We start from the raw sequence: 19,947 nt of genomic DNA on the forward strand, positions 1-19,947 counted from the left end.
TAACCCTAATTATGCCTTGCCTTGTTCTGGAATTTTTTTCCAAGCATTGTCACGTAAATAAACAGGCAATGCTTGTTCTGCGCTGACCCATTGCTGTTGCTGTGCACAGACGCGTGCAATAGTAGCAATATCTTGTGCGCTTGCACTTAAGCCTTTGTATTGTATTTGTTCTTGATCAATCAGACCCGCCCCAGAACCGACTAATTCAAAGCGTACCGCCTGTGCAGCATCGCTATAATTCAATAATTGTTCCTGATCAACCGCCTGCATGATTCCTTGTGCATCTAGCTCAAAACTGGCGATATACACTTCATTCATGCGTGCATCCAACACAGCCGTAACCGCAGTTAATCCTTCAAGACGATAAGCCGCCTGCGCCAATGCCTGCAAAGTCGATACAGGAATTACAGGCACATCATGCGCCCACGCCAAAGCTTGCGTGACTGCCGCATTAATTCGCACACCGCTAAAAGAACCCGGGCCACGGCTAAAGGCAATTGCAGTCAGATCAGCCGTACTAATTTGAGTTTCAGCAAAGCCTTGCTCAATCATCGGTAAGATGATTTGCGTTTGTGCTTTTGCTCGCGCATCTAATTGAAAAAAGAGTTCCTGTGTTTCATCTACAATCGAAACGGAACACTGCTCATTGGCAGTTTCCAATGCCAGCAATTTCATGCACAACCTTCAAGGAGTAAATATCAAAAATTGGCGTTATGATACTCCACTCCTGAAATTCACGCGAGGATTTACATGCCTTAGATTGCAATTCCTGAGTATAAAATTCTATGTAATTACAGCTAAAAAATGCGTTTGACTAAACGATGCAAATTCTATTTTAGAGTGTTGCAGGCTCTAGGTTTACAAAATGCTGAAAATGTTCAGCATAGTGCAGCGCACTCATTTTTAAACGTGCTTCTGCAGACTCATCCAAAGTCTTAACCACTTTACCGGGAGAACCCATCACCACAGAATTATCAGGAATCACTTTCCCTTCAGGAATTAAAGCATTGGCACCAATAATACAGTTTTTACCAATCACCGCATGATTCAGCACCACTGCATTAATACCAATCAGGGTGTTATCGCCCACGGTACAACCATGTAACATCGCCAGATGTCCAATAGTCACATAATCACCAATCTGCATTTCAATACCTGCATCGGTGTGCAAAACAGCATTTTCCTGAACATTACTAAAATTACCCAATTTGATTTTACTGTTATCGGCACGTACCACAGCCCCAAACCAAATACTAACTTTCTGTCCCAACTCAACCTGACCAATGACCGTGGCATTATCCGCCACCCACCCATCCCACGGTTGCTGCATTGCTTTCGGGGCATATCCTTTAAATTTATACAACATGGTTCCTTCCTATCTTCACATCAAAATTTTTCTATTTCTTAAATGTTGGTGAATTTAACAAAAACGGCCATTCTTTACGATAATCCAAACCATATTCAAATAAAGACACCAACATCCGCGCTGTTAAGCCCCAAACCACTTCATCTTCAACCTGCATACTCGGAAAATATAATTTTTGTTGTGCAAAGCTCACTTCATACGGCGTTGGTGGCGCTTCCATTAAATGCTGTAAAGAGGCAAAAAAGATCCGATCAATTTCTGAAGGTTGTGGAATTAATTCTACTTTTGGAGGAATCAGCCCCACCACAGGCTTAACCAACATTCCATTACGGGCTTTTTGCATTGGCAAGTCACCAATCAACTGCACTTCAAATGGATTTAATGCGGTTTCTTCCTGCGCTTCACGCAATGCCACCACAATATTACTGGTATCTTGCGGATCGCGTTTGCCACCAGGGAAAGACACCTCACCCGCGTGATTATTGAGTAAGGTAGAACGGCGGGTTAGCAATACCTTTGGATCAGACTCGTCGGTAATGGCAATCAATACCGCTGCATGCGCTTCCATGAACGTTTTAGAAAAGCGCAAACGTTGCTGTAATAGATGCGTGAGCGAATGATCAATCATGCCTTATAATTCTCCTTGTCTAAGTTTTCATCATAGCTGAAATAGGTGGGCAATAGATAGAGAGGATGCCAAAGTTGAAATTTTCAGTTATTCTGAGAACTCCCTTCAACAATGACGATCACTATGAACTTTTGTGGAAATTGTGGACAAAAAACAACAACGAAAATTCCGCTTGGCGATCAGCAATTACGTCAAGTGTGTAGCGCATGTGGCAATATTCACTATGTCAATCCAAAAGTCATTTGTGGTGCATTGGTCGTTTGGGAAAATAAAGTATTGTTGTGTCGTCGTGCAATTGAACCACGCTATGGTTTGTGGACTTTACCCGCAGGCTATATGGAAATGTTTGAAACCATGGAGCAAGGTTCTGCCCGTGAAACCCGCGAAGAAGCCGAAGCGGAAATTGAAATCGAACAACTTTATTGCATGTATAACATTCCACGGATTGGGCAAATTTATGTGCTGTTCAAAGCTCAATTGTTGAATGGTCAATTTGGTGCAGGTGAAGAAACCATCGAATCACGCTTGTTTAGTGAAGATGAAATTCCGTGGTCTGAATTGGCTTTCCCAAGTGTAGAACGTACTTTACAACACTACTTTGCAGATCGAAAAAACAATCATTTTACGACCCACTTAGAAACCTTAGGTTCACGTACAGATCATACGGGTTAAAAACCCCACATGATGTTCATTTGAATCAAGCTAAAATTCGAATAATAAATAGCCCACTCTAAAGTGGGCTATTTTCATCACTATGTCACCTAAAATTAATGCTAAATACGCACTTTATTTGGGTTATAACACTCAGCAACATCTAGACTTACAGCTCCACCTTGGGCTTTCACCAAAGCTTTATCTGCATCAGTTGCTAAAGCAGGGTTTTGAGCCACGTAAGTTGCAAGTTGCGCATGATAAATATTGCTCCACTTCACTGTTGAGCCATTGAAATCAGACAATGTAATACGTGTAGAGTTGGCTGCAACTAAATTGCCAATATTGGCACGTGCACCGCCCACCACTTGACCATTTCCACCTTCAACCGCTTCAATTTTGGTATTCAAACCAATGACTGCGCCATCAAGTTTATGAAATTTTGGATTGGCTAAAATCATACGTAAAGTGACTGCTTTATTGTCGATATCGGTTGCACCTAACACACCTATACGGTATTGCTGCACACCATTTGTATCAACATATTCAGCACCAGACTGACGAATTGCTGCACACTGACCAGACATATCGGTTTCTGTGGCATTTGGTGCTATATCTGTACGAATATTGCCATCCTCATCTAAAACAACACCTAATTTGATGCTATCTGTAGTCGTTCCGCCATCAAAATTAAAGGTCAAGGTTGCATAAATTGGGAAAATATAGCGACTGCCTAAAGGTACATTTTTCTGGGTTTTAAAAACGCGATTATCCAAAAAGTTCACAGAAAAGAATTTATAGGCATCAAAAGAACCTTTGAACTGATCGGTACCTATGGTTTGTTGCCATTGACCATAATCTGCAGGATTCGCTGTTGTAGATTTGGTCAATAATTTATAAAAACCTTCCGTGCCTGCAATTAAATAATCATTAAACACCTTACCTTGGGTAATTTTAAAATCATCAGCCGCATTGTCATTCACACTAAAACGGAATGGCCCCTGAATACGTTTATTCAATGGGTTGACCCATGTGGTTTGTGCTGCTGCTACCATACGCTCAGGACGTACTTTACGAATCAATTCACCACTCACCGTTAAAATTGGGTTGGTCGTGTTTGCAGACACCGCACCTTTCCATTGCATACCATAACCGAAGGTATATCCAGAACGGTCTGTGATTAGTTGATATTGCCCAATGAGGTGTTTCAAATCTGCGACCGTAGATTTACAGTCTGCCAAATTACAGCCATATAAACCTTGTGGTAATTGTGAATCTTCTTTGGCTAAAATTGGATAGTTAGCTTGATAAGATGCCGAGTTATTCATGTAAACCAAGGTGTTTAATGCTTGATAAGCATCATCTTGAGATACCTGTGACACATCTACCCACGGGCGTAAAATACTGGCATAAGCCCCTGAACGATAGTCACCAACCTCAACGGACTCAGCAATATTTGCCAATTGTTCTTTTTTGAGTGTCGTAATCGTTAAAGGCTGAATATCACCTGCAATGGTTCCTCCACCTTCAACAGAAAGTGCTTGTAGCAAGCGTACAATTGCAGTCGCGACCTGTATCGTTTCGTCACTACTACTTAAACTCGTTGCTTGGCGTCCTGTTAATCCACGTGCCATATCTAACACACTTAAACGTGGATAACCCGCACCTGCAGTACTGACCATTCCAATATCAGACAATGATACTGTCCCTAAATCAATATATTGATTGGTCTTTTCCTGAATAAAGAAGTGGACTTTATCTCCTTCACTACATTTACCTGTTGCCGCATTACTTTTCGGCTCAATCATGGTGATGTAGGTTTTACTGGTATCACTGCTACAGGTAAAATTCAAACCATCCACAGGATAATCCAATGCAAATTCCACGCAGTTTTTTGCTGTACTGGCACAACTCCCGTTGATATACGCCACAGCATTAGGCTCTGGATTAATATTGGCACTTTCTCCACCACAGCCACTCAATGCCGCCATCAATGCTGTCGTTGCAAAAGGTAAAATATGTCTTGTTTTCATCCTGAATTCTCTTATTGTTGTTAGCGTATCGCAATGAGTTTTAATTGCCCTTGGTTACTGAGCGCGCGATGTTCCATATCCACTGCAGAAGCCAATGGCGTTAATAATACATAGTGGCTATTTTTTGGAAGTTGCAGCATGCCCTCTATCACCTCATGTTGTAAGACATTGCCTGCAGTATCCTGATTTCTAAAACCACCAGCACCTTCAATCACACAGCCTTTTTGATCCAGAAAAACCACAAAAGGCCAATAAAAGGTAGGTTGATTTTGCTTCGTAGCATAAGAGTTGATTTGAATATTTTGAATATTGCCTTCTAACTTCACCAATTCATAATCAAATTTTTCGGTTAAGGGAGCTCTAGGCCACAAATTTAAATCTTGTTGTGCTTTTAAGGTTTTAGCTTTATTTTTTTTGCTTTCAGCAAAACATTGCTGCCCCAAACCCTCAATTGCTTCAGCTTGATTAACACGATAATAGTCTGCAGCCAAAACAATAGCGTGAGGCTCAGCAACCGATTGCTTTTTAAATAATTTATTGAGAACGGAACGGCTTACACCACGTTCACGTTCGACCACTTGCATACGAGTACCACCGCCATTTTTTGTGTCAATTATGCCTTCTGGCATACTATAAAAGCGTTTTTTTCCTTCTAAATTAAACTCCTGATCTTCCAAATACTCACTTTTAACATACTGTTCTCCCGCCATCTCCATAAAACCCGTTTGTTGGGCAGATGCATGCGATGCTTGATCTGGTGTTTTTTTAGAAACAGACACTGTGGATGGATCAATCGCAAATTGCTGAGGAAGCTGTTGTAAATCCTCTAGTACAGATGGTTTTACCGCGACTTTGTTGATCGCTGCTTCTTTTGCCAATCCTGTTTGATGAACAGATTCCGCACTGGAAATATCTTGCTGCACTGCATTTGGCTCAGTGTGTGATGCACGCAATGATGAGTTCTCTTTGCTTTGACTAGCCTGATTTTGTGACATAGCGGATTGTTCTGAGATATTCGGCTTAGACAAATTCAGTTGCTTGCTCGCCTGAACAGAAATATTTTTAGATACCTGAACGGATGTTTGAGCAGTTATCTGCTGTACTTGATGCACCTTGTCTTGCTTAAACTGGTCTTGTTGTTGGTTTTCTTGTAGTTGCTTTTGTTGGACTTGCTTTTGCTGTTGTGCGGTTTCCAACGCCTGTATCGTTTGCTTTTTTTCTGCAGCATTACGCTGCACCACAATTGGACGACCATCTGGTCCAATAATGGTGTAAAACTGATTCGCGTAACACACCGATCCCATACTGAAAATCAGTGTGAGTATCGACTTTGAAAATAAAGTCCGTTTTATTTTCCGTACTGAACTTACCATCGTGTTCTATAACTCAATCCAAGAATTGTAATTTTTGTATCCGTTTTCACATTCAAACCCGCATAAGGGTTTAACAGCAGGTTATTCACACCTTCCTTATTGGCTAAGCTACTGGTATTGGCTGGAATTTTATCCTTACTTTGTAAAAAGCCGATGGATAAATCAAGGTCTGTATCTGCATCAAAACGATATCCCACACCCAGACCGAATAAACGTGCATTATTAATTGGTACCATAGTGTTACGTTTATTGTCAGGAATCGCACTACCACGTGGTTCATAACCCGCACGCAGTTTTAAACGGTCTGTGGCTGAATATTCGATGCCAACACCCCAGTTCCACGGTGACTTAAACTCTAATGGCAAAGCTAAACTGTCATCAGACACATGCTCCGAAAGCAATTTTGCAATTTTTAATGCCGAGATTTGACGGTCAAACTCGAATTTGAATTTATCCCATGCTTTATAGTCAGTCCAGCCCACATCAAAATTGACTTGTAAATCAGGCATGACTTTATATTTTATCCCCGCTTGAAAGTGCGCAGGATATTCAAAATCCATAGAAACCAAACCAGACTCACTGGCTGGAATATAACTTGGGAAACCTAAAATTGCCGCTAAAATCTGACCTGTTGGTGAAGACATCAAACCATTAATTAACTCACGCGGTGCTTTCGAGTTATCAATATGATATTTGCCCTTTAAGCGCATTTTAGCTGCACTCTGATACACCATACCAAAGCTAAAATCTTCTGTCGGTTCCCACAAAATACCCAAGTTATAACTCGGGCTTAAACTTTGCTCAACCGCCAGTTGCATTTGCCCAAAACGGGAAAATGGATTCATACCTTCTTCGGCATTACAAATCCCGAGCAACAAAATATCGGTAATGATGTCTGAATTTTCTTTAAATGGCGTACAGACCACTTCATCCACCATACGTAACATCCCGATCAGTTCATTCGGGAAGCGTAAATCGGTATTCATGGCGATGGCTTGGTAAGACATCCCTATTGACGCACCGACTGACAATTCATCATTGACTTGATAGGCGATAGATGGAGAAAGATAGGTGATACGTTCTAAGGCAACCTGTTGTCCCATAAAGTTACCAGGGTTACCATTTTCGGCACCAAAGCCCGCAATCAACGGCGCATATAATGCGGTGGCAAAGGTCACTTTGGAACCTGGTGGATTATAGGCAATACCGTTGGTTGGCGCTGCCAGTGGCATGCCTTTACCCAAATCGACAAATTTTTTCAGAATCGGGACATACAGCGTTGGATATTCTACATCGGCTTGTACTGTACCTTTAAAATCGGTACAAAAATCGGCCAAAATTTCTGGTCCATCGTTACACACCACAGGGTCATCAGAATAACCAAATACGTCATAACCTGCTGGAACGGAAAGCTCACGCTGTACATCAAAATGTGCCAACACCCCTTGCACATCTGTTTGCAAACCTTCAATCTTGGTCAGTGCAGCAGGGTTAAAGTGAATCGCACTAATACCAGGAGGATCTGCAGTGACCGCATTCCCCATAGTCAAAGAACGAATATCGACAGATAAGTTTTGTCCAAGCTGCGCAAAAGCAGCCCCTGAACAGCCCGACAGTATAATTGCAGTCACTAACGGGCGAAGTCGTATCATTTTCATGCGACTAGCCTCTTAGCGAATTTTTTTACCGAAACCGAGAATATCCAGTGGGAATGACAAACCAAGTGATACGTCTGGCGCGTCTTCGGTCAGACCGATTCCTACCGTACCATTCACAATGGTTTCAGGTGAAACGCGAACGCCTAATGAAATAGCCAAAGTCGAACTGGTCTGGTCTGCAGGTGAATAGCTTTCACCCGTATGATAAGTAAACTCCGAACCTGTATTAAAGCTTTGCTGATAGGACATGGTCATCGACACATCGTAGTTAAACGAATAAGCAAAACCAAAAGCAAAACCACCACTAATACCTGGCTCAAACTCTTCAATAATACGGCTACCGCGAATTTGATTGAGACCGCTTTCTTTAAAACCATAGTTGGCTGAAGCAGAAGCAAACAATACAACTGGGTCAATATACTTACGCGTACTTGCACCGATGCCTGCAGAGTAGTAACCCTTACCTGTTGATAAATCTTTAACAGGATTAATCTCGTAAGGACTATCCCCCGTTTTGGTCGATAAATTTGCGAATAAAATTAAAGGTAAACGCCCCGCTTTTAATGGGAATGGCTCCCAACGTGCACCTAAAGAAATATCCCCCAAGCCTGCTGCCGTGGCATCTTTTAACAAGTCTGACTTTGCAACCAATGGTACAGAAGCAGATAAAGTTAAATTGTCACGCAAACCATATTGTGCGGTGAAGGTGTTAGTTAATGCGTGGGACGCATTTTCTTGCACACGAAGCTGATACAACTGACCTTGAGCCATTTCAAGGTCGAGCTGCGTATCACGATGATAGGTATAATCAATATCATAATAAGATGAAATATCACCTTGTTTCATGAGCGAGTATTGACGCTCATTCGAGGTAAATACTTCTTCTAAATTCGCCTCTTTGGTTGCATCGCCCTCTTGCTGTTGCAAAGCAGATGATGCTGCTTGTACGCCATTTGTAGCGACAACCGCACTATTTGTTTCAGCACTTGTATCTGCAGTTGATGCTGCTGTATTTGATACTTCTGCCTGTTCAGCTGTAGTTTCATATTCCCCTAATTGCGTCTCCTCTGCGGCATAAGCCACCCCAAATGCCATTTGAATACTGAGAGCCAATAAGGTTTTATTCATCCATTTACGATCCATGATTTACCCCTTCCATTTTTTATTTTTGTATTTCGTGAACAACTAATTACTTGTTTTTATAGTAGAGTCTTAAAAAACGATGCTCGTACTGTCCATAATTTTCGGAATCTTTATTTACATTACGTTCCAGACGTATTGTCGATGCTTTATCGGCTATTTTTTCCATCGCAAATTGTGGATATTGAATATCAACAAAGGCATAACGATTCACTGTTGCATCTTCCACATGACGTAAATCTTTTTCATGTAATGCCAACATATTTTGTCGATGCTGAGGTGCTACATTAATTAAGAACAGGGTGTTATTTTCCCAAACGTCCTTAAATCGTTCTTCATCAAAACTAATATTGCCCAAAGCTGGGTCAGCCACATAAACCCGCCCATTTTTATAGGCTTTATACACCACAAAATGTTTAAAACCTGCATAAGAAATTGGTACGATTGCAGGCTGCCCTTGCTTGACTAAATCTTCAAATTCACCACGATACCCCCCACTCTCTAGCCCTAAAGCAGCAACAAAGCGCTTCATATCTAACAATGAAAAACTACGACGCTCGATAATTCGCTCATACTCTCCATAACGAAGTAAACCACTCATGGTCTGTTGTTCGTTCAGTTGTGTGCCAACATAACCATTGAGCAAAGTCGTTAACGCTGCAGAACCACAGCTATAGTCATAGGCTTGGCGTACAATGCCACGGAATTGATCTTCTAAAGCAGGTTTAATTTGCACAGGTTCTCTATGCATACGGGTAAATGAATTATTTCTAGAATCCAAAGTTTCTGTATAGTGCACAGCTTCTGGATGCTGTTCTTTTAAATCAAAGGCTTGTGTGGCAGCGTAATAGATCAATGCCGAGCCCAAAGCGATCTCTAACATATATTTTTACTTTTTAGTTCTCGGCAATACCTGCCTAATATTTTTATTTTTAGAGTTTTCACTCTACTTCCTTGTATTTAGAAAGATACTCGTTTTATAGAAAAAAAAAAGAGCTTTCTATATTTTTTTGCGAACTCATCAGTTTATTTGTAAAAAAAAGCGCGTGAATTCACGCGCTTTTTCAGTGTTTAAATTAGTGACCCGAAATGGTGATTTTTGCACCTTGTGTATAACCAGCAGGTTGCAATGTATTACCACCGTAATAAGTTTGTAAGCCTTGAACTTCCATATCACCAATAGAAGCAGCAGTCTTACTGCCTAAACGGATACCTTGTACATAATTATCTTTTGCACCACCATGGCTAATGATTTGAATATAGCCATTGTTTGCACCTTCCTTACCTATCACACTAATATCTTGCTTTAAGGTTAAGTCCGTAGAATTAGCATCTGCAAACTTAATACTTTCAATAAAGATTTCACCTGCTGCACGATTACCTACAGTACCATCACCAGTACCTGCTTTAGTAGAGTTATCTAAAATACCTAAGTTTGCAATTTCTAAACCACCCACCATTGTGGTATCAAGTTTAATCATGGCACCTTGTGGCGCTGCACCCAATTGAATATTGGCATCCATTTTACCTGTTTTTAACGTTAAGCCAGATAAAATTGCATTATAGTTGTTATCATCATTACCACGACGAATGCTCGTAGCACCAGCTACTGGCTTAGCATTCGATGCAGAGACACCAATTTCACCAATATTAATTTCAAGCCCAGCTACTTGAGCAGCTACATTAATAAATGCACCACCATCAGCAGTCTCACCAGCATCTGTATCAATGACTAAATCTGCTAAATTATGAGAAGCCAATAAATATTTTGTTGGATTTGTCACATCAGACATATTGGCTTCAATAACCACACCGTGATTCGCTGTTTTTCCTTCGCCATTGCCCTTAATTACGATAGCACCTGCCTTTGAAGTACCACCGAAACCTAAGTCTCCAGCAGCACCTTTTGCAGCCAAACCATCATTATCATGGATTAAAAGTTTTTCGATTTCGATTTTAGAAATACCAATCCCGATGCTTAAACCATCTTGACCAGTAGTTGCGCTTAATGCAGTATCGTCCATTGCCTGCATTGCCATTGCATTTGTCGTTAACGCGATTGATGATACCAAAGCAAGTTTAGTAAATTTTTTCATCTTGTTACTCTCCCGAGAGTATTATTTTTTTGGTTTTACCACTCAGTGCCAGTGATTGTGTTTTTATTTGATGAGGACAACACTGACACACATTCCTTGAGTAGCCGGTTTGCACATACAAAGGTATATCTGAGTTATTTTTTGTTCAACTGCTGTTGGTCGCAATCCACATCTTACCGACAAACGGTTATTTGCTTTTTATCTGCTGCAATCATGTAAAATAGCCTTTTAAAATCTCTCAGCTGTTTACGCTTTATGTCCTATCCTACTCATTTTAAAAAATTATTCTGTGAACCTGAATATGAGGCTGCAAGAATTTTGCAAGCTTTGGCAGCACTTTCACATTGTATTTATTTGCAAAATAATGGAAAGGCACGTATTGCTTTTTTGGCTGAACGCTATTGTGTGCAGCAAAACCATCAACATTTTTACTTTCAAAAAACGGCATTGGATCAATATGAATTAAGTCCAACTCAATTAGATTTAACAGCTCATCTCGGTGCTTTAGAAGATGCTGACACCGCCCCATTTTGCAGTGTAATGGGGTTTGTTTCGTATGATGCAGCAGCACAGCAACACATCAATATGCAGTCTCGTCCCCAGCCAAGTATTTTTTTAGGTCAATTTAAAAGCTATTTACAGCAAGAAACTGATGGCTGGTATTTTTATAGTTCAGACGATGCTGCTACTCAAATCTTTGATTTTATTTTAAATTTATATACTCAATCAACCATAATTGAACAGTTCCAATTAAGCCAAAAGTGTCAAGCCCGCTGGAATTTCACAGATTACCAACGCGCCTTTCAACATGTTCAAGACTATATAGTGGCAGGAGATTGTTATCAAATTAATCTTACGCAAGAGTTTAGCGCTGAGGCTCAAGGTCAACTTTTAGAGACTGCAGCTCAGTTTTGGCAACTGACCAATGCACCTTATGCAGGTTATTTACGTATTGGTGATTTTGAAATTTTAAGTTGTTCGCCCGAACTCTTTATCGATTTTGAGGAAAATCGAAAAATTACCACAAAACCCATTAAGGGCACGATGCCACGTTATGGCGATCCTGAATTAGACCGACAATCGAAACAACAATTAAGTGAATCTAAAAAAGATCAGGCTGAAAATGTGATGATTGTGGATTTATTACGTAATGATTTAAGTGTTTATGCCGAAACTGGCAGCGTCAAAACGCCAAAGTTATTCAATATTGAGTCTTTTAACCAAGTGCATCACATGGTCAGTGAAGTGACCGCAACACTAAAAGCCGAGATGAATCCTTTTGATGTGTTGATGTCTGCCTTGCCAGGTGGGTCAATTACAGGCGCACCGAAAATTCGTGCCATGCAAATTATAGATGAACTCGAAGGTGCAGCACGTGGCGCCTATTGCGGCTCTATGGGTTATTTTGATGCCGATGGAACGGGTTCTTGGAATATCCTGATCCGTTCTATTCAGAAATATCAGCAAGATGTTTCATTATGGGCTGGTGGTGGCGTCACGATTGCATCTGTTTGTGAAGCAGAATATCAAGAATGTTTTGACAAGGTTTCAGCGATGTTGGACTTATTGAACCGCTGGTACAAACCTGCGCAATAGCATGTCACAAAAACAAAAAAAGCGAGTGAATTCAATGCTTCACTCGCCTCTACGATATTTTAACAATTAAGCCAAAATATCGTATTTTAAAGTATCTACTAAGCGTTGATTTTGATCATCTGTACCAATAGTAATGCGCAAATATTGATTGATGCGTGGTTTATTAAAATAACGCACAATAATACCGCGTTCACGTAATGCTGCAGCTAATTCACCCGCATCCTGTTGAGGATGTGATGCAAAAATAAAGTTGGCGTGTGATGGCAATATCTTAAAGCCCAAGCTCGTTAAATCCGTCACCAATTTCTCACGGCTAGCAATAACTTTTTGGCATTGGGCTTCAAAATACGCCTGATCTTGAAAAGATGCCACCGCAGCTGCAATGGCAAAACGATCCATTGGATAAGAGTTAAAACTATTTTTTACGGCTTCCAATGCGGCAATTAAATGTGGTTGTGCAATCGCAAAACCAACACGTAAACCTGCCAATGAACGTGATTTAGAGGTGGTTTGACACACCACTAGATTCTCGTACTTTTCCACCAATTTCACTGCAGACTCTGCACCAAAATCGACATAAGCCTCATCAATCACCACCACTGAATTTGGATTGGCCTGTAAAATTTCTTCAATCGCGCTTAAACCTAAAGCAATACTGGTCGGTGCATTCGGATTGGTGATGATAATGCCACCATTGGCTTGCTTATAGTCATCAACTACAATTTCAAAATCATCATTTAAAGGCAAAATTTTAGTTTTTACCCCAAAAAATTGACTATATACAGGGTAAAAACTATAGGTGATATCCGGATACAGTAACGGCTGTTCCTGAACAAAAAAAGCCTTAAAAATATGTGCAAGGACTTCATCTGAACCATTGCCAACAAAGACATTTCCAACAGCTACATTTTGCTGTTTCGCAATGGCTTGCTTAAGCTCAGACGCATCTGGATCTGGATATAAACGCAGTGCATCTGCCGAGTTTTCTAAAACCTTTTGCACCGCTTCCACCACTTTAGGCGAAGGTGGATACGGGTTTTCATTGGTATTCAATTTTAATAAATTTTGAATTTTTGGCTGCTCACCCGGTACATAAGGCTCTAGCTCACGTACTTCAGGGCTCCAAAAACGCATTTGTTCTGCTGTGATATTCATTTTGTATTCTCTTTAAACCCTCTCCTAACCTCTCCCAAAGGGAGAGGAATTTTCATTACTAAAGACACAAAATTTGTGTGGTTTAAATTCCCCTCTCTTTATTAGGAGAGGGTCAGGGAGAGGTTGTAATGCTATTTATGATTGATAACGATAACGTGCTGATCGTGCATGCGCATCCAGATTTTCCTGCTTCGCTAAAATATCAGCGGTTTTCGCCAAACTTTTCACGCCCTCAGCTGAACACATAATCAGACTTGAGCGTTTTTGGAAATCGTAAACACCCAATGGCGATGAAAAACGTGCTGTACCCGACGTTGGTAATACGTGGTTTGGCCCTGCACAATAATCACCAATAGCTTCTGGTGTATAGCGCCCCATAAAGATCGCACCCGCATGACGAATTTCTTCTGCCATCACTTGTGGATCATCCATACACAATTCTAAGTGTTCGGGCGCAACTTGGTTGATCAATTCAATCGCCTCTTGACGATCTTTCACCAAAACCAATGCACCACGATTTGCAATAGAAGTACGGGCAATTTCAGCTTTAGGCAAATTCGCCAAGTGCTGTTCAATCGCTTGCTCAACCTGATTCAGCAATTGCTCATCTGGTGTAATAAAAATAGATTGTGCAACCGTGTCATGCTCGGCTTGAGAAAGTAAGTCCATGGCCAACCATTCAGGATTATTCTCACCTTCAGCATAAACCAAAATTTCGGATGGCCCTGCAATCATATCAATGCCGACCTGACCAAACACAGCACGTTTTGCAGCTGCCACAAAGCGATTACCCGGCCCCGTAATTTTATCTACCGAAGGGATAGTTTCTGTACCATACGCCAACGCAGCAACGGCTTGCGCGCCGCCAATGGTAAATACACGAGTCACCCCTGCCAAATATGCAGCAGCCAAAACCAATGGATTGAGTTCACCATTCGGTGCAGGCACCACCATAATAATTTCAGGCACGCCAGCAACATGCGCAGGTACAGCATTCATAAGCACTGAAGATGGATAAGACGCCAAACCACCTGGCACATAAATACCAACACGGTCTAATGGTGTGACTTTTTGCCCGAGTGTATTGCCCAAAGCATCAACATAAGTCCAACCATCCTGCTTTTGCGCTTGGTGAAATTCACGAATACGTGCAGCAGCCAATTCCAAAGCTTCACGAACTTCGTTATCTAAAGCATCAAATGCGGCTTTCAGTTGTTCTTGACTTAACTCAAGTTCTGAAAATTGATGCGCTGGATGTCGATCGAACTGTTGAGTGAGTTTAAGAACCTGAGCATCACCGTGCTGACGCACATCAGCAATAATTTGATCTACAGTTTTTAAAAGTTCAGGATCACTGACAGTTTCAAAAGCCAACAAGTCTGCAAAGGCTTGTTTAAAGCTTTGATCTTGAGTCGATAAACGTCGCATCAATTTACCCACAAGGTTTGATAGAAAAGTTTAGTTTACCTTGTTTCTAGGGCTTTGTGGGAATCTATACATGGCGAAAGCAGTATGTTTTGATGGAAATTCAAGAACAGAATCATGCACGAACATAAAAAAACCGCCATTGAATGACGGTTTTTTGAGAAGGCAGGATGATGGATACAAAGTTCAAAGTTAAGCAGATTGTTTTGCCAACTCTCGTTCTGCCACAGCTTTTTCAAGTTGTGCCAAAATTGGATTGAGCAAATCTTGCTTGCGCTTAAAACTGGCTTTATTGACAATTAAACGTGAAGATACTTTACAGATTTCTTCTAGCGGCTCTAAACCGTTGGCACGTAAAGTATTACCTGTATCAACCACATCGACAATGTAATCACCCAAACCGACCAATGGTGCTAATTCCATTGAGCCATAGAGTTTAATGACATCAACCTGCTCACCTAAGCTGGCATAATATTGACGGGTCAAATTCACATATTTAGTGGCAATTTTTAAACGACCTTTTGGACGCTGCATACCAACTTTGCCCGCAGTCATTAATTTACAATTGGCAATTTTCAGATCCAGCGGCTCATATACATTTTGAGCGCCATGCTCCATCAGCACGTCTTTACCCGCAACCCCAATATCTGCCGCACCATTTTCAACATAAGTTGGTACATCAGAGGCACGTAAAATTAAAATACGCACTTGTTTATGTGTGGTTGGGAAAATCAACTTACGTGATTTATCTGGATCTTCCAGTAAATTAATTCCCGCAGTTTCTAATAAAGGCAAAGTTTCTTTTAAAATTCGCCCCTTACTTAATGCCAAAGTTAAACCATGATCAAAATTGCCCATGACGTCAAAATTTGGATCATCGTTTCTCATGTCATTCATCAATTTACTCGCTTAATTTGGGCGCCTAAACCTTGTAACTTTTGTTCTACATTTTCATAACCGCGATCAATATGATAAATACGGTCAATCAATGTTTCGCCTTCTGCCGCCAATGCTGCTAACACCAACGAGAATGAGGCACGTAAATCGGTTGCCATAACAGGTGCAGCAGAAAGTTTTTCTACGCCTGTCACCACCGCATCATTGCCTTCTACCTGAATATTGGCACCCATACGTGACAACTCAGGGACATGCATAAAACGGTTTTCAAAAATAGTTTCCGAAATGGTAGCAAAACCGCGTCCAATCGCATTCACCGCCATTAACTGTGCTTGCATGTCTGTTGGAAATTCAGGGTGTGGTAAAGTTCTCAAACTCACGGCTTTAGGGCGCTTGCCCATCATATCCAGTTCAATCCAGTCATCGCCACGTGTGACTTCCGCACCCATTTCTTCAAACTTATCTAACACAGATTCTAGCAAGGCAGGATCGGTATGTGTGGTTCTGATTTTACCGCCTGTAATTGCAGCCGCAGCCAAATAAGAACCCGTTTCGATACGGTCAGCAACCACCGAATACTCACAACCATGCAAGTGTTCAACACCTGTAACCACTAAAGTATCGGTATCTAAACCTTCAATTTTAGCGCCCATTTTGATGAGCATTTGCGCAAGGTCGGTAATTTCAGGTTCACGTGCAGCATTACGAATAGTGGTAACACCATCTGCCAATACCGCAGCCATGAGAATGTTTTCTGTTCCGCCAACAGTGACCATATCAAAGACCACTTCGCCACCTTTAAGGCGACCATTAACTTTGGCATTCACATAGCCATTTTCAACTTCAATTTCTGCGCCTAAAGCTTCAAGTGCTTTAAGATGCTGATCGACAGGACGTGAACCAATTGCACAACCACCTGGCAAAGATACTTTTGCACTACCATAGCGCGCGACCAATGGGCCAAGCACCAAAATAGAAGCACGCATGGTTTTTACCAATTCATAAGGTGCAAATTGGTTGTCCAACGTTGATGTATCTGCAATGACTGTATCGCCTTCATAAGACATTTTAATGCCCAAGCCTGCGATCAACTTCACCAAGGTATTTACATCTTTTAAATTTGGAACATTTTTCAATGTAATTGGCGTTTCTGCAAGAATCATTGCAGCAAGAAGTGGCAAGGCTGCATTTTTTGCACCAGAAATACGCACTTCACCTTCGAGCTTATTACCGCCCTGAATTAAAAATTTATCCATTAAATTATTAAGCTCCAAATAAGCTTGCTTTACGCCATTCTTCTTGTGTCATTGCACGAATTGTAACCGCATGAACTTCACCGCTGGCAATATAGCTATTCAATGGTGCATACACTGCTTGTTGACGAGCAACAGGACGCTTACCTTCAAACTGATTATCTACAATACGAAGATCAAACTTGCCGCCTTGCCCACTTACAGCAACTTCAGCCTCTGGAAAAGCAGCTTTTAAAATTTCAGTGAGCTGTTCACTATTCATCACAAAGACCTCTTATAGGACCAACGGTGTAAAAACCTGTCATTTTACTATAAATAGAAAAAATAATTCATTAATACTATACATTATCGCAATAAAAAAAGAGGTTTATCCAAAACCTCTTTTTAAATCACATTTTAACTAGATGGCTAAAGGCTGATAATCCAACTGCATCTTCCGATGTTTCTCTAACTGACGTTTTAATTTTTCTGTCATCATCTTAATTGAAGTATACATATCATCTGCACTAGCCTGCGCAAAAAGCTCCGTTCCAGGTAAACGAATAATTGCTTCTGCAATATGATTGGCGCTGCCTTTTTTAGAATGTTTATCGATTTGATGATCTTTACTTAATTTCACCTGCATACTATTGACCTGATCCAGATGTTTGGTCATTTGTGCAAATTTAAGTCGAATATTTTCTTCAATTGCAGGGGTGATAGCTAAGTGATGTCCACGAATTGTTATTTGCATAATTCTATCCCTCACCTTCATTAGGATTAGGAAGGCATAGTTCACATGATTGATTGCCAAATAACAGATCACTGCAGCGGTCACTTTAAATCATGTCTAACTATTCCTTCAAAAAAAATTCATTATTTGGTCATAATGAATCCTTAGAATAGACCGATTTTAAAAACTAGATCAAGACTTTTCGTTCAGAAGATGACGGAATATTTAATGACTCACGATATTTCGCAACCGTTCTACGTGCCACATCAATTCCTTCTTCCTTAAGAAGGTTTGCAATTGTGTTGTCTGACAAAGGTTTACGTGGATTTTCATCTGCAATTAACTTTTTAATCTTCGCGCGAATCGCAGTTGAGGATGCTTCTCCACCTGAACAGGTTCCAACATGACTTGAAAAGAAATATTTCAATTCAAATAAACCACGTGGAGTTAACATATATTTATTGGTGGTCACCCGTGAAACTGTAGATTCATGCAACTCCACCTCATCAGCTACATCACGCAAAATCAACGGTTTCATTCCTTCAGCACCAATTTCTAAAAATTCACGTTGATGCTGCACAATACAAGTCGCTACCTTTAATAAGGTTTTATGACGTTCATCAACACTTTTAATAAAGTTTTTCGCATCTAGCATTTGATTACGCAAATATTGATTATCTTCACTTTGATCTGCGCGTTTAATCATATTGGCATAAAACGAATTAATTCTAAGCTTAGGCACAACATCAGGATTCAGCTGCACCTGCCAATGGTCCTGCTTTTTACTGACCACTACATCTGGAATTTGATAATCTGACTCCTGATCTTCAAATGCTGTACCAGGATGCGCTTTCAAGGTTTTTAATAAAGCCACTGCATGCTGTAGCTGATCTGCGCTTAAACCCGTTTGCTTAATTAACTTGGCTAAATCATTCGAAATTAATAACTCATAATGCTGCAAGAGTTGCAGTGCTTCCTGCCGATAAGGCACATCTGTAGCCAAACTTTCAAGCTGAATAGATAAACATTCCGCCAAATTACGCGAACCAATACCAATCGGCTCTAAACGCTGAATATGTTTCAAAACGACCAAAACTTCATCGTCTTCAACTTCATCTTCGTATTCCATGGAGATCAATAAATGTTGCACAGATGTAGTGATTTCAGATATTTCACAATCCAAGAAACCATTGTCATCCAAAGCATCGACAATACAGTAGGCAATGAGCTGCTCGACTTGAGAAAAATGCAACAGATTGATTTGTTGCATCATGTGCTCTTTTAAACCTAAATGTCCCTGACGATTATCCTCGCGCTCTTCATATTCCGCTGCTCCCAAACTCGTGGGTAAATGAGTGTACACATCATCCCAGTCTGTATCGACAGGCAAGTCATTCGGTAGATGATCTGCATTTAATTCTTTAGTCAAATCCTTTTGATCATGCTCTTGCTCTTCTAAGGTGGATAAACTTTCGACACTACTTTGTTCTTCGACTTTTTCTAATAAGGGATTACTGTCCAACTGAATTTGAACTTCTTGTTCAAGTTCCAAGCTCGAAAGTTGAAGCAAACGAATGGCTTGTTGTAACTGCGGTGTCAGTGACAAGGAGTTTGCAACTTTTAATCCAACCGATAACTTCATTTTCACCCACTCTTTTAAATTTATGTTTTTCAACAACTTAATATATAAGTTTTTGATAAGCAATTTCTATGCCGTTTTATTAGGTATAACATAGATTCATTAAAAGACATAAAGATTTTAATCAGAAGTTCTGTTCAGATTTCTTTCTACTTTTCTTTCCCACATAAAAAAACACCCCCAACGCTAGTTGAGGGTGTTCGAATAATGAGCTGGCGATGACTTACTCTCACATGGGTAACCCCACACTACCATCAGCGCGAAGAGGTTTCACTTCTGAGTTCGGGAAGGGATCAGGTGGTTCACTCTTGCTATGGTCGCCAGC

At 40.7% G+C, this 19,947-nt stretch carries 18 protein-coding genes and 1 rRNA gene; 2 read left to right on the forward strand and 17 right to left on the reverse strand.

The genetic code is table 11. The features are described 5' to 3' along the window. Nucleotides 1-9: 9 nt before the first annotated feature. The 3 genes from tsaB to E0H79_RS13455 all read right to left on the reverse strand — a co-directional run bounded on the left by tsaB (nucleotide 10) and on the right by E0H79_RS13455 (nucleotide 1,994). On the reverse strand, nucleotides 10-675 hold the full coding sequence (tsaB, locus tag E0H79_RS13445) for a tRNA (adenosine(37)-N6)-threonylcarbamoyltransferase complex dimerization subunit type 1 TsaB (RefSeq protein ID WP_131261916.1): 666 nt from the start codon (nucleotides 673-675) through the stop codon (nucleotides 10-12). A 160-nt stretch (nucleotides 676-835) separates the two neighbouring features. After that, a complete protein-coding gene (locus E0H79_RS13450) occupies nucleotides 836-1,366 on the reverse strand; it encodes a gamma carbonic anhydrase family protein (RefSeq protein WP_131261917.1) in 531 nt (176 codons plus the stop codon). A 31-nt stretch (nucleotides 1,367-1,397) separates the two neighbouring features. After that, on the reverse strand, nucleotides 1,398-1,994 hold the full coding sequence (locus E0H79_RS13455; protein ID WP_004975226.1) for a CoA pyrophosphatase: 597 nt from the start codon (nucleotides 1,992-1,994) through the stop codon (nucleotides 1,398-1,400). Nucleotides 1,995-2,117: 123 nt separating this feature from the next. On the opposite strand from E0H79_RS13455, the gene E0H79_RS13460 reads away from it, so the two are divergent. Next, complete coding sequence (locus E0H79_RS13460) at nucleotides 2,118-2,666, forward strand: NUDIX hydrolase (RefSeq protein WP_026438436.1); 549 nt, start codon at nucleotides 2,118-2,120, stop codon at nucleotides 2,664-2,666. A 101-nt stretch (nucleotides 2,667-2,767) separates the two neighbouring features. Here the strand turns inward: E0H79_RS13460 and E0H79_RS13465 are convergent, their stop codons facing one another. The 6 genes from E0H79_RS13465 to E0H79_RS13490 all read right to left on the reverse strand — a co-directional run bounded on the left by E0H79_RS13465 (nucleotide 2,768) and on the right by E0H79_RS13490 (nucleotide 10,945). Continuing rightward, nucleotides 2,768-4,678, reverse strand: a complete 1,911-nt coding sequence (locus E0H79_RS13465) for a flagellar protein FilF (protein ID WP_131261918.1) — start codon at nucleotides 4,676-4,678, stop codon at nucleotides 2,768-2,770. Nucleotides 4,679-4,698: 20 nt separating this feature from the next. Beyond that, complete coding sequence (gene filE / locus E0H79_RS13470) at nucleotides 4,699-6,051, reverse strand: putative pilus assembly protein FilE (protein WP_131261919.1); 1,353 nt, start codon at nucleotides 6,049-6,051, stop codon at nucleotides 4,699-4,701. After that, the gene (locus E0H79_RS13475; protein WP_004975217.1) at nucleotides 6,045-7,709 is read right to left on the reverse strand and encodes an OmpP1/FadL family transporter; all 1,665 of its coding nucleotides are present in this window, start codon (nucleotides 7,707-7,709) and stop codon (nucleotides 6,045-6,047) included. The genes filE and E0H79_RS13475 overlap by 7 nt, the downstream gene beginning before the upstream one ends. Before the next feature lie 12 nt (nucleotides 7,710-7,721). Beyond that, a complete protein-coding gene (locus E0H79_RS13480) occupies nucleotides 7,722-8,852 on the reverse strand; it encodes a hypothetical protein (protein ID WP_131261920.1) in 1,131 nt (376 codons plus the stop codon). 46 nt (nucleotides 8,853-8,898) lie between these two features. After that, complete coding sequence (locus E0H79_RS13485; protein ID WP_131261921.1) at nucleotides 8,899-9,732, reverse strand: C39 family peptidase; 834 nt, start codon at nucleotides 9,730-9,732, stop codon at nucleotides 8,899-8,901. 193 nt (nucleotides 9,733-9,925) lie between these two features. Then, complete coding sequence (locus E0H79_RS13490; protein WP_131261922.1) at nucleotides 9,926-10,945, reverse strand: DUF6160 family protein; 1,020 nt, start codon at nucleotides 10,943-10,945, stop codon at nucleotides 9,926-9,928. 255 nt (nucleotides 10,946-11,200) lie between these two features. On the opposite strand from E0H79_RS13490, the gene pabB reads away from it, so the two are divergent. Beyond that, complete coding sequence (gene pabB, locus E0H79_RS13495) at nucleotides 11,201-12,541, forward strand: aminodeoxychorismate synthase component I (RefSeq protein WP_004975209.1); 1,341 nt, start codon at nucleotides 11,201-11,203, stop codon at nucleotides 12,539-12,541. A 66-nt stretch (nucleotides 12,542-12,607) separates the two neighbouring features. On the opposite strand, the gene hisC is transcribed toward pabB, so the two are convergent. From hisC to rrf, 8 genes are all read right to left on the reverse strand, one after another. Continuing rightward, entirely contained in the window at nucleotides 12,608-13,696 is a 1,089-nt protein-coding gene (hisC, locus tag E0H79_RS13500) for a histidinol-phosphate transaminase (RefSeq protein WP_131261923.1), read from the reverse strand. 135 nt (nucleotides 13,697-13,831) lie between these two features. Beyond that, nucleotides 13,832-15,136, reverse strand: coding sequence for a histidinol dehydrogenase (gene hisD / locus E0H79_RS13505; protein ID WP_165492545.1), 1,305 nt, complete (start codon nucleotides 15,134-15,136; stop codon nucleotides 13,832-13,834). Nucleotides 15,137-15,313: 177 nt separating this feature from the next. After that, on the reverse strand, nucleotides 15,314-16,018 hold the full coding sequence (gene hisG, locus E0H79_RS13510; protein WP_004975201.1) for an ATP phosphoribosyltransferase: 705 nt from the start codon (nucleotides 16,016-16,018) through the stop codon (nucleotides 15,314-15,316). Continuing rightward, nucleotides 16,018-17,274 (reverse strand): UDP-N-acetylglucosamine 1-carboxyvinyltransferase, encoded by a 1,257-nt coding sequence (murA, locus tag E0H79_RS13515; protein ID WP_131261925.1) that lies wholly within the window; start codon nucleotides 17,272-17,274, stop codon nucleotides 16,018-16,020. The genes hisG and murA overlap by 1 nt, the downstream gene beginning before the upstream one ends. A 7-nt stretch (nucleotides 17,275-17,281) precedes the next feature. Beyond that, nucleotides 17,282-17,533, reverse strand: a complete 252-nt coding sequence (gene ibaG, locus E0H79_RS13520; protein WP_004975198.1) for a BolA family iron metabolism protein IbaG — start codon at nucleotides 17,531-17,533, stop codon at nucleotides 17,282-17,284. 138 nt (nucleotides 17,534-17,671) lie between these two features. Continuing rightward, nucleotides 17,672-18,004, reverse strand: coding sequence for a ribosome hibernation-promoting factor, HPF/YfiA family (gene hpf, locus E0H79_RS13525; RefSeq protein ID WP_004975196.1), 333 nt, complete (start codon nucleotides 18,002-18,004; stop codon nucleotides 17,672-17,674). 166 nt (nucleotides 18,005-18,170) lie between these two features. Next, on the reverse strand, nucleotides 18,171-19,625 hold the full coding sequence (locus E0H79_RS13530; RefSeq protein WP_131261926.1) for an RNA polymerase factor sigma-54: 1,455 nt from the start codon (nucleotides 19,623-19,625) through the stop codon (nucleotides 18,171-18,173). Between the two features lie 207 nt (nucleotides 19,626-19,832). Continuing rightward, nucleotides 19,833-19,947 (reverse strand): 5S ribosomal RNA (gene rrf / locus E0H79_RS13535).

It is taken from the genome of Acinetobacter sp. ANC 5045 (assembly GCF_004331005.1).
GTDB classification, from domain to species: Bacteria; Pseudomonadota; Gammaproteobacteria; order Pseudomonadales; family Moraxellaceae; genus Acinetobacter; species Acinetobacter towneri.

Coding starts and splice junctions, on each gene's coding strand:
- tsaB (WP_131261916.1), bottom strand. CDS start 675: ATGAAATTGCTGGCATTGGAAACTGCCAATGAGCAGTGTTCCGTTTCG.
- E0H79_RS13450 (WP_131261917.1), bottom strand. CDS start 1,366: ATGTTGTATAAATTTAAAGGATATGCCCCGAAAGCAATGCAGCAACCG.
- E0H79_RS13455 (WP_004975226.1), bottom strand. CDS start 1,994: ATGATTGATCATTCGCTCACGCATCTATTACAGCAACGTTTGCGCTTT.
- E0H79_RS13460 (WP_026438436.1), top strand. CDS start 2,118: ATGAACTTTTGTGGAAATTGTGGACAAAAAACAACAACGAAAATTCCG.
- E0H79_RS13465 (WP_131261918.1), bottom strand. CDS start 4,678: ATGAAAACAAGACATATTTTACCTTTTGCAACGACAGCATTGATGGCG.
- filE (WP_131261919.1), bottom strand. CDS start 6,051: ATGGTAAGTTCAGTACGGAAAATAAAACGGACTTTATTTTCAAAGTCG.
- E0H79_RS13475 (WP_004975217.1), bottom strand. CDS start 7,709: ATGAAAATGATACGACTTCGCCCGTTAGTGACTGCAATTATACTGTCG.
- E0H79_RS13480 (WP_131261920.1), bottom strand. CDS start 8,852: ATGGATCGTAAATGGATGAATAAAACCTTATTGGCTCTCAGTATTCAA.
- E0H79_RS13485 (WP_131261921.1), bottom strand. CDS start 9,732: ATGTTAGAGATCGCTTTGGGCTCGGCATTGATCTATTACGCTGCCACA.
- E0H79_RS13490 (WP_131261922.1), bottom strand. CDS start 10,945: ATGAAAAAATTTACTAAACTTGCTTTGGTATCATCAATCGCGTTAACG.
- pabB (WP_004975209.1), top strand. CDS start 11,201: ATGTCCTATCCTACTCATTTTAAAAAATTATTCTGTGAACCTGAATAT.
- hisC (WP_131261923.1), bottom strand. CDS start 13,696: ATGAATATCACAGCAGAACAAATGCGTTTTTGGAGCCCTGAAGTACGT.
- hisG (WP_004975201.1), bottom strand. CDS start 16,018: ATGAATGACATGAGAAACGATGATCCAAATTTTGACGTCATGGGCAAT.
- murA (WP_131261925.1), bottom strand. CDS start 17,274: ATGGATAAATTTTTAATTCAGGGCGGTAATAAGCTCGAAGGTGAAGTG.
- ibaG (WP_004975198.1), bottom strand. CDS start 17,533: ATGAATAGTGAACAGCTCACTGAAATTTTAAAAGCTGCTTTTCCAGAG.
- hpf (WP_004975196.1), bottom strand. CDS start 18,004: ATGCAAATAACAATTCGTGGACATCACTTAGCTATCACCCCTGCAATT.
- E0H79_RS13530 (WP_131261926.1), bottom strand. CDS start 19,625: ATGAAGTTATCGGTTGGATTAAAAGTTGCAAACTCCTTGTCACTGACA.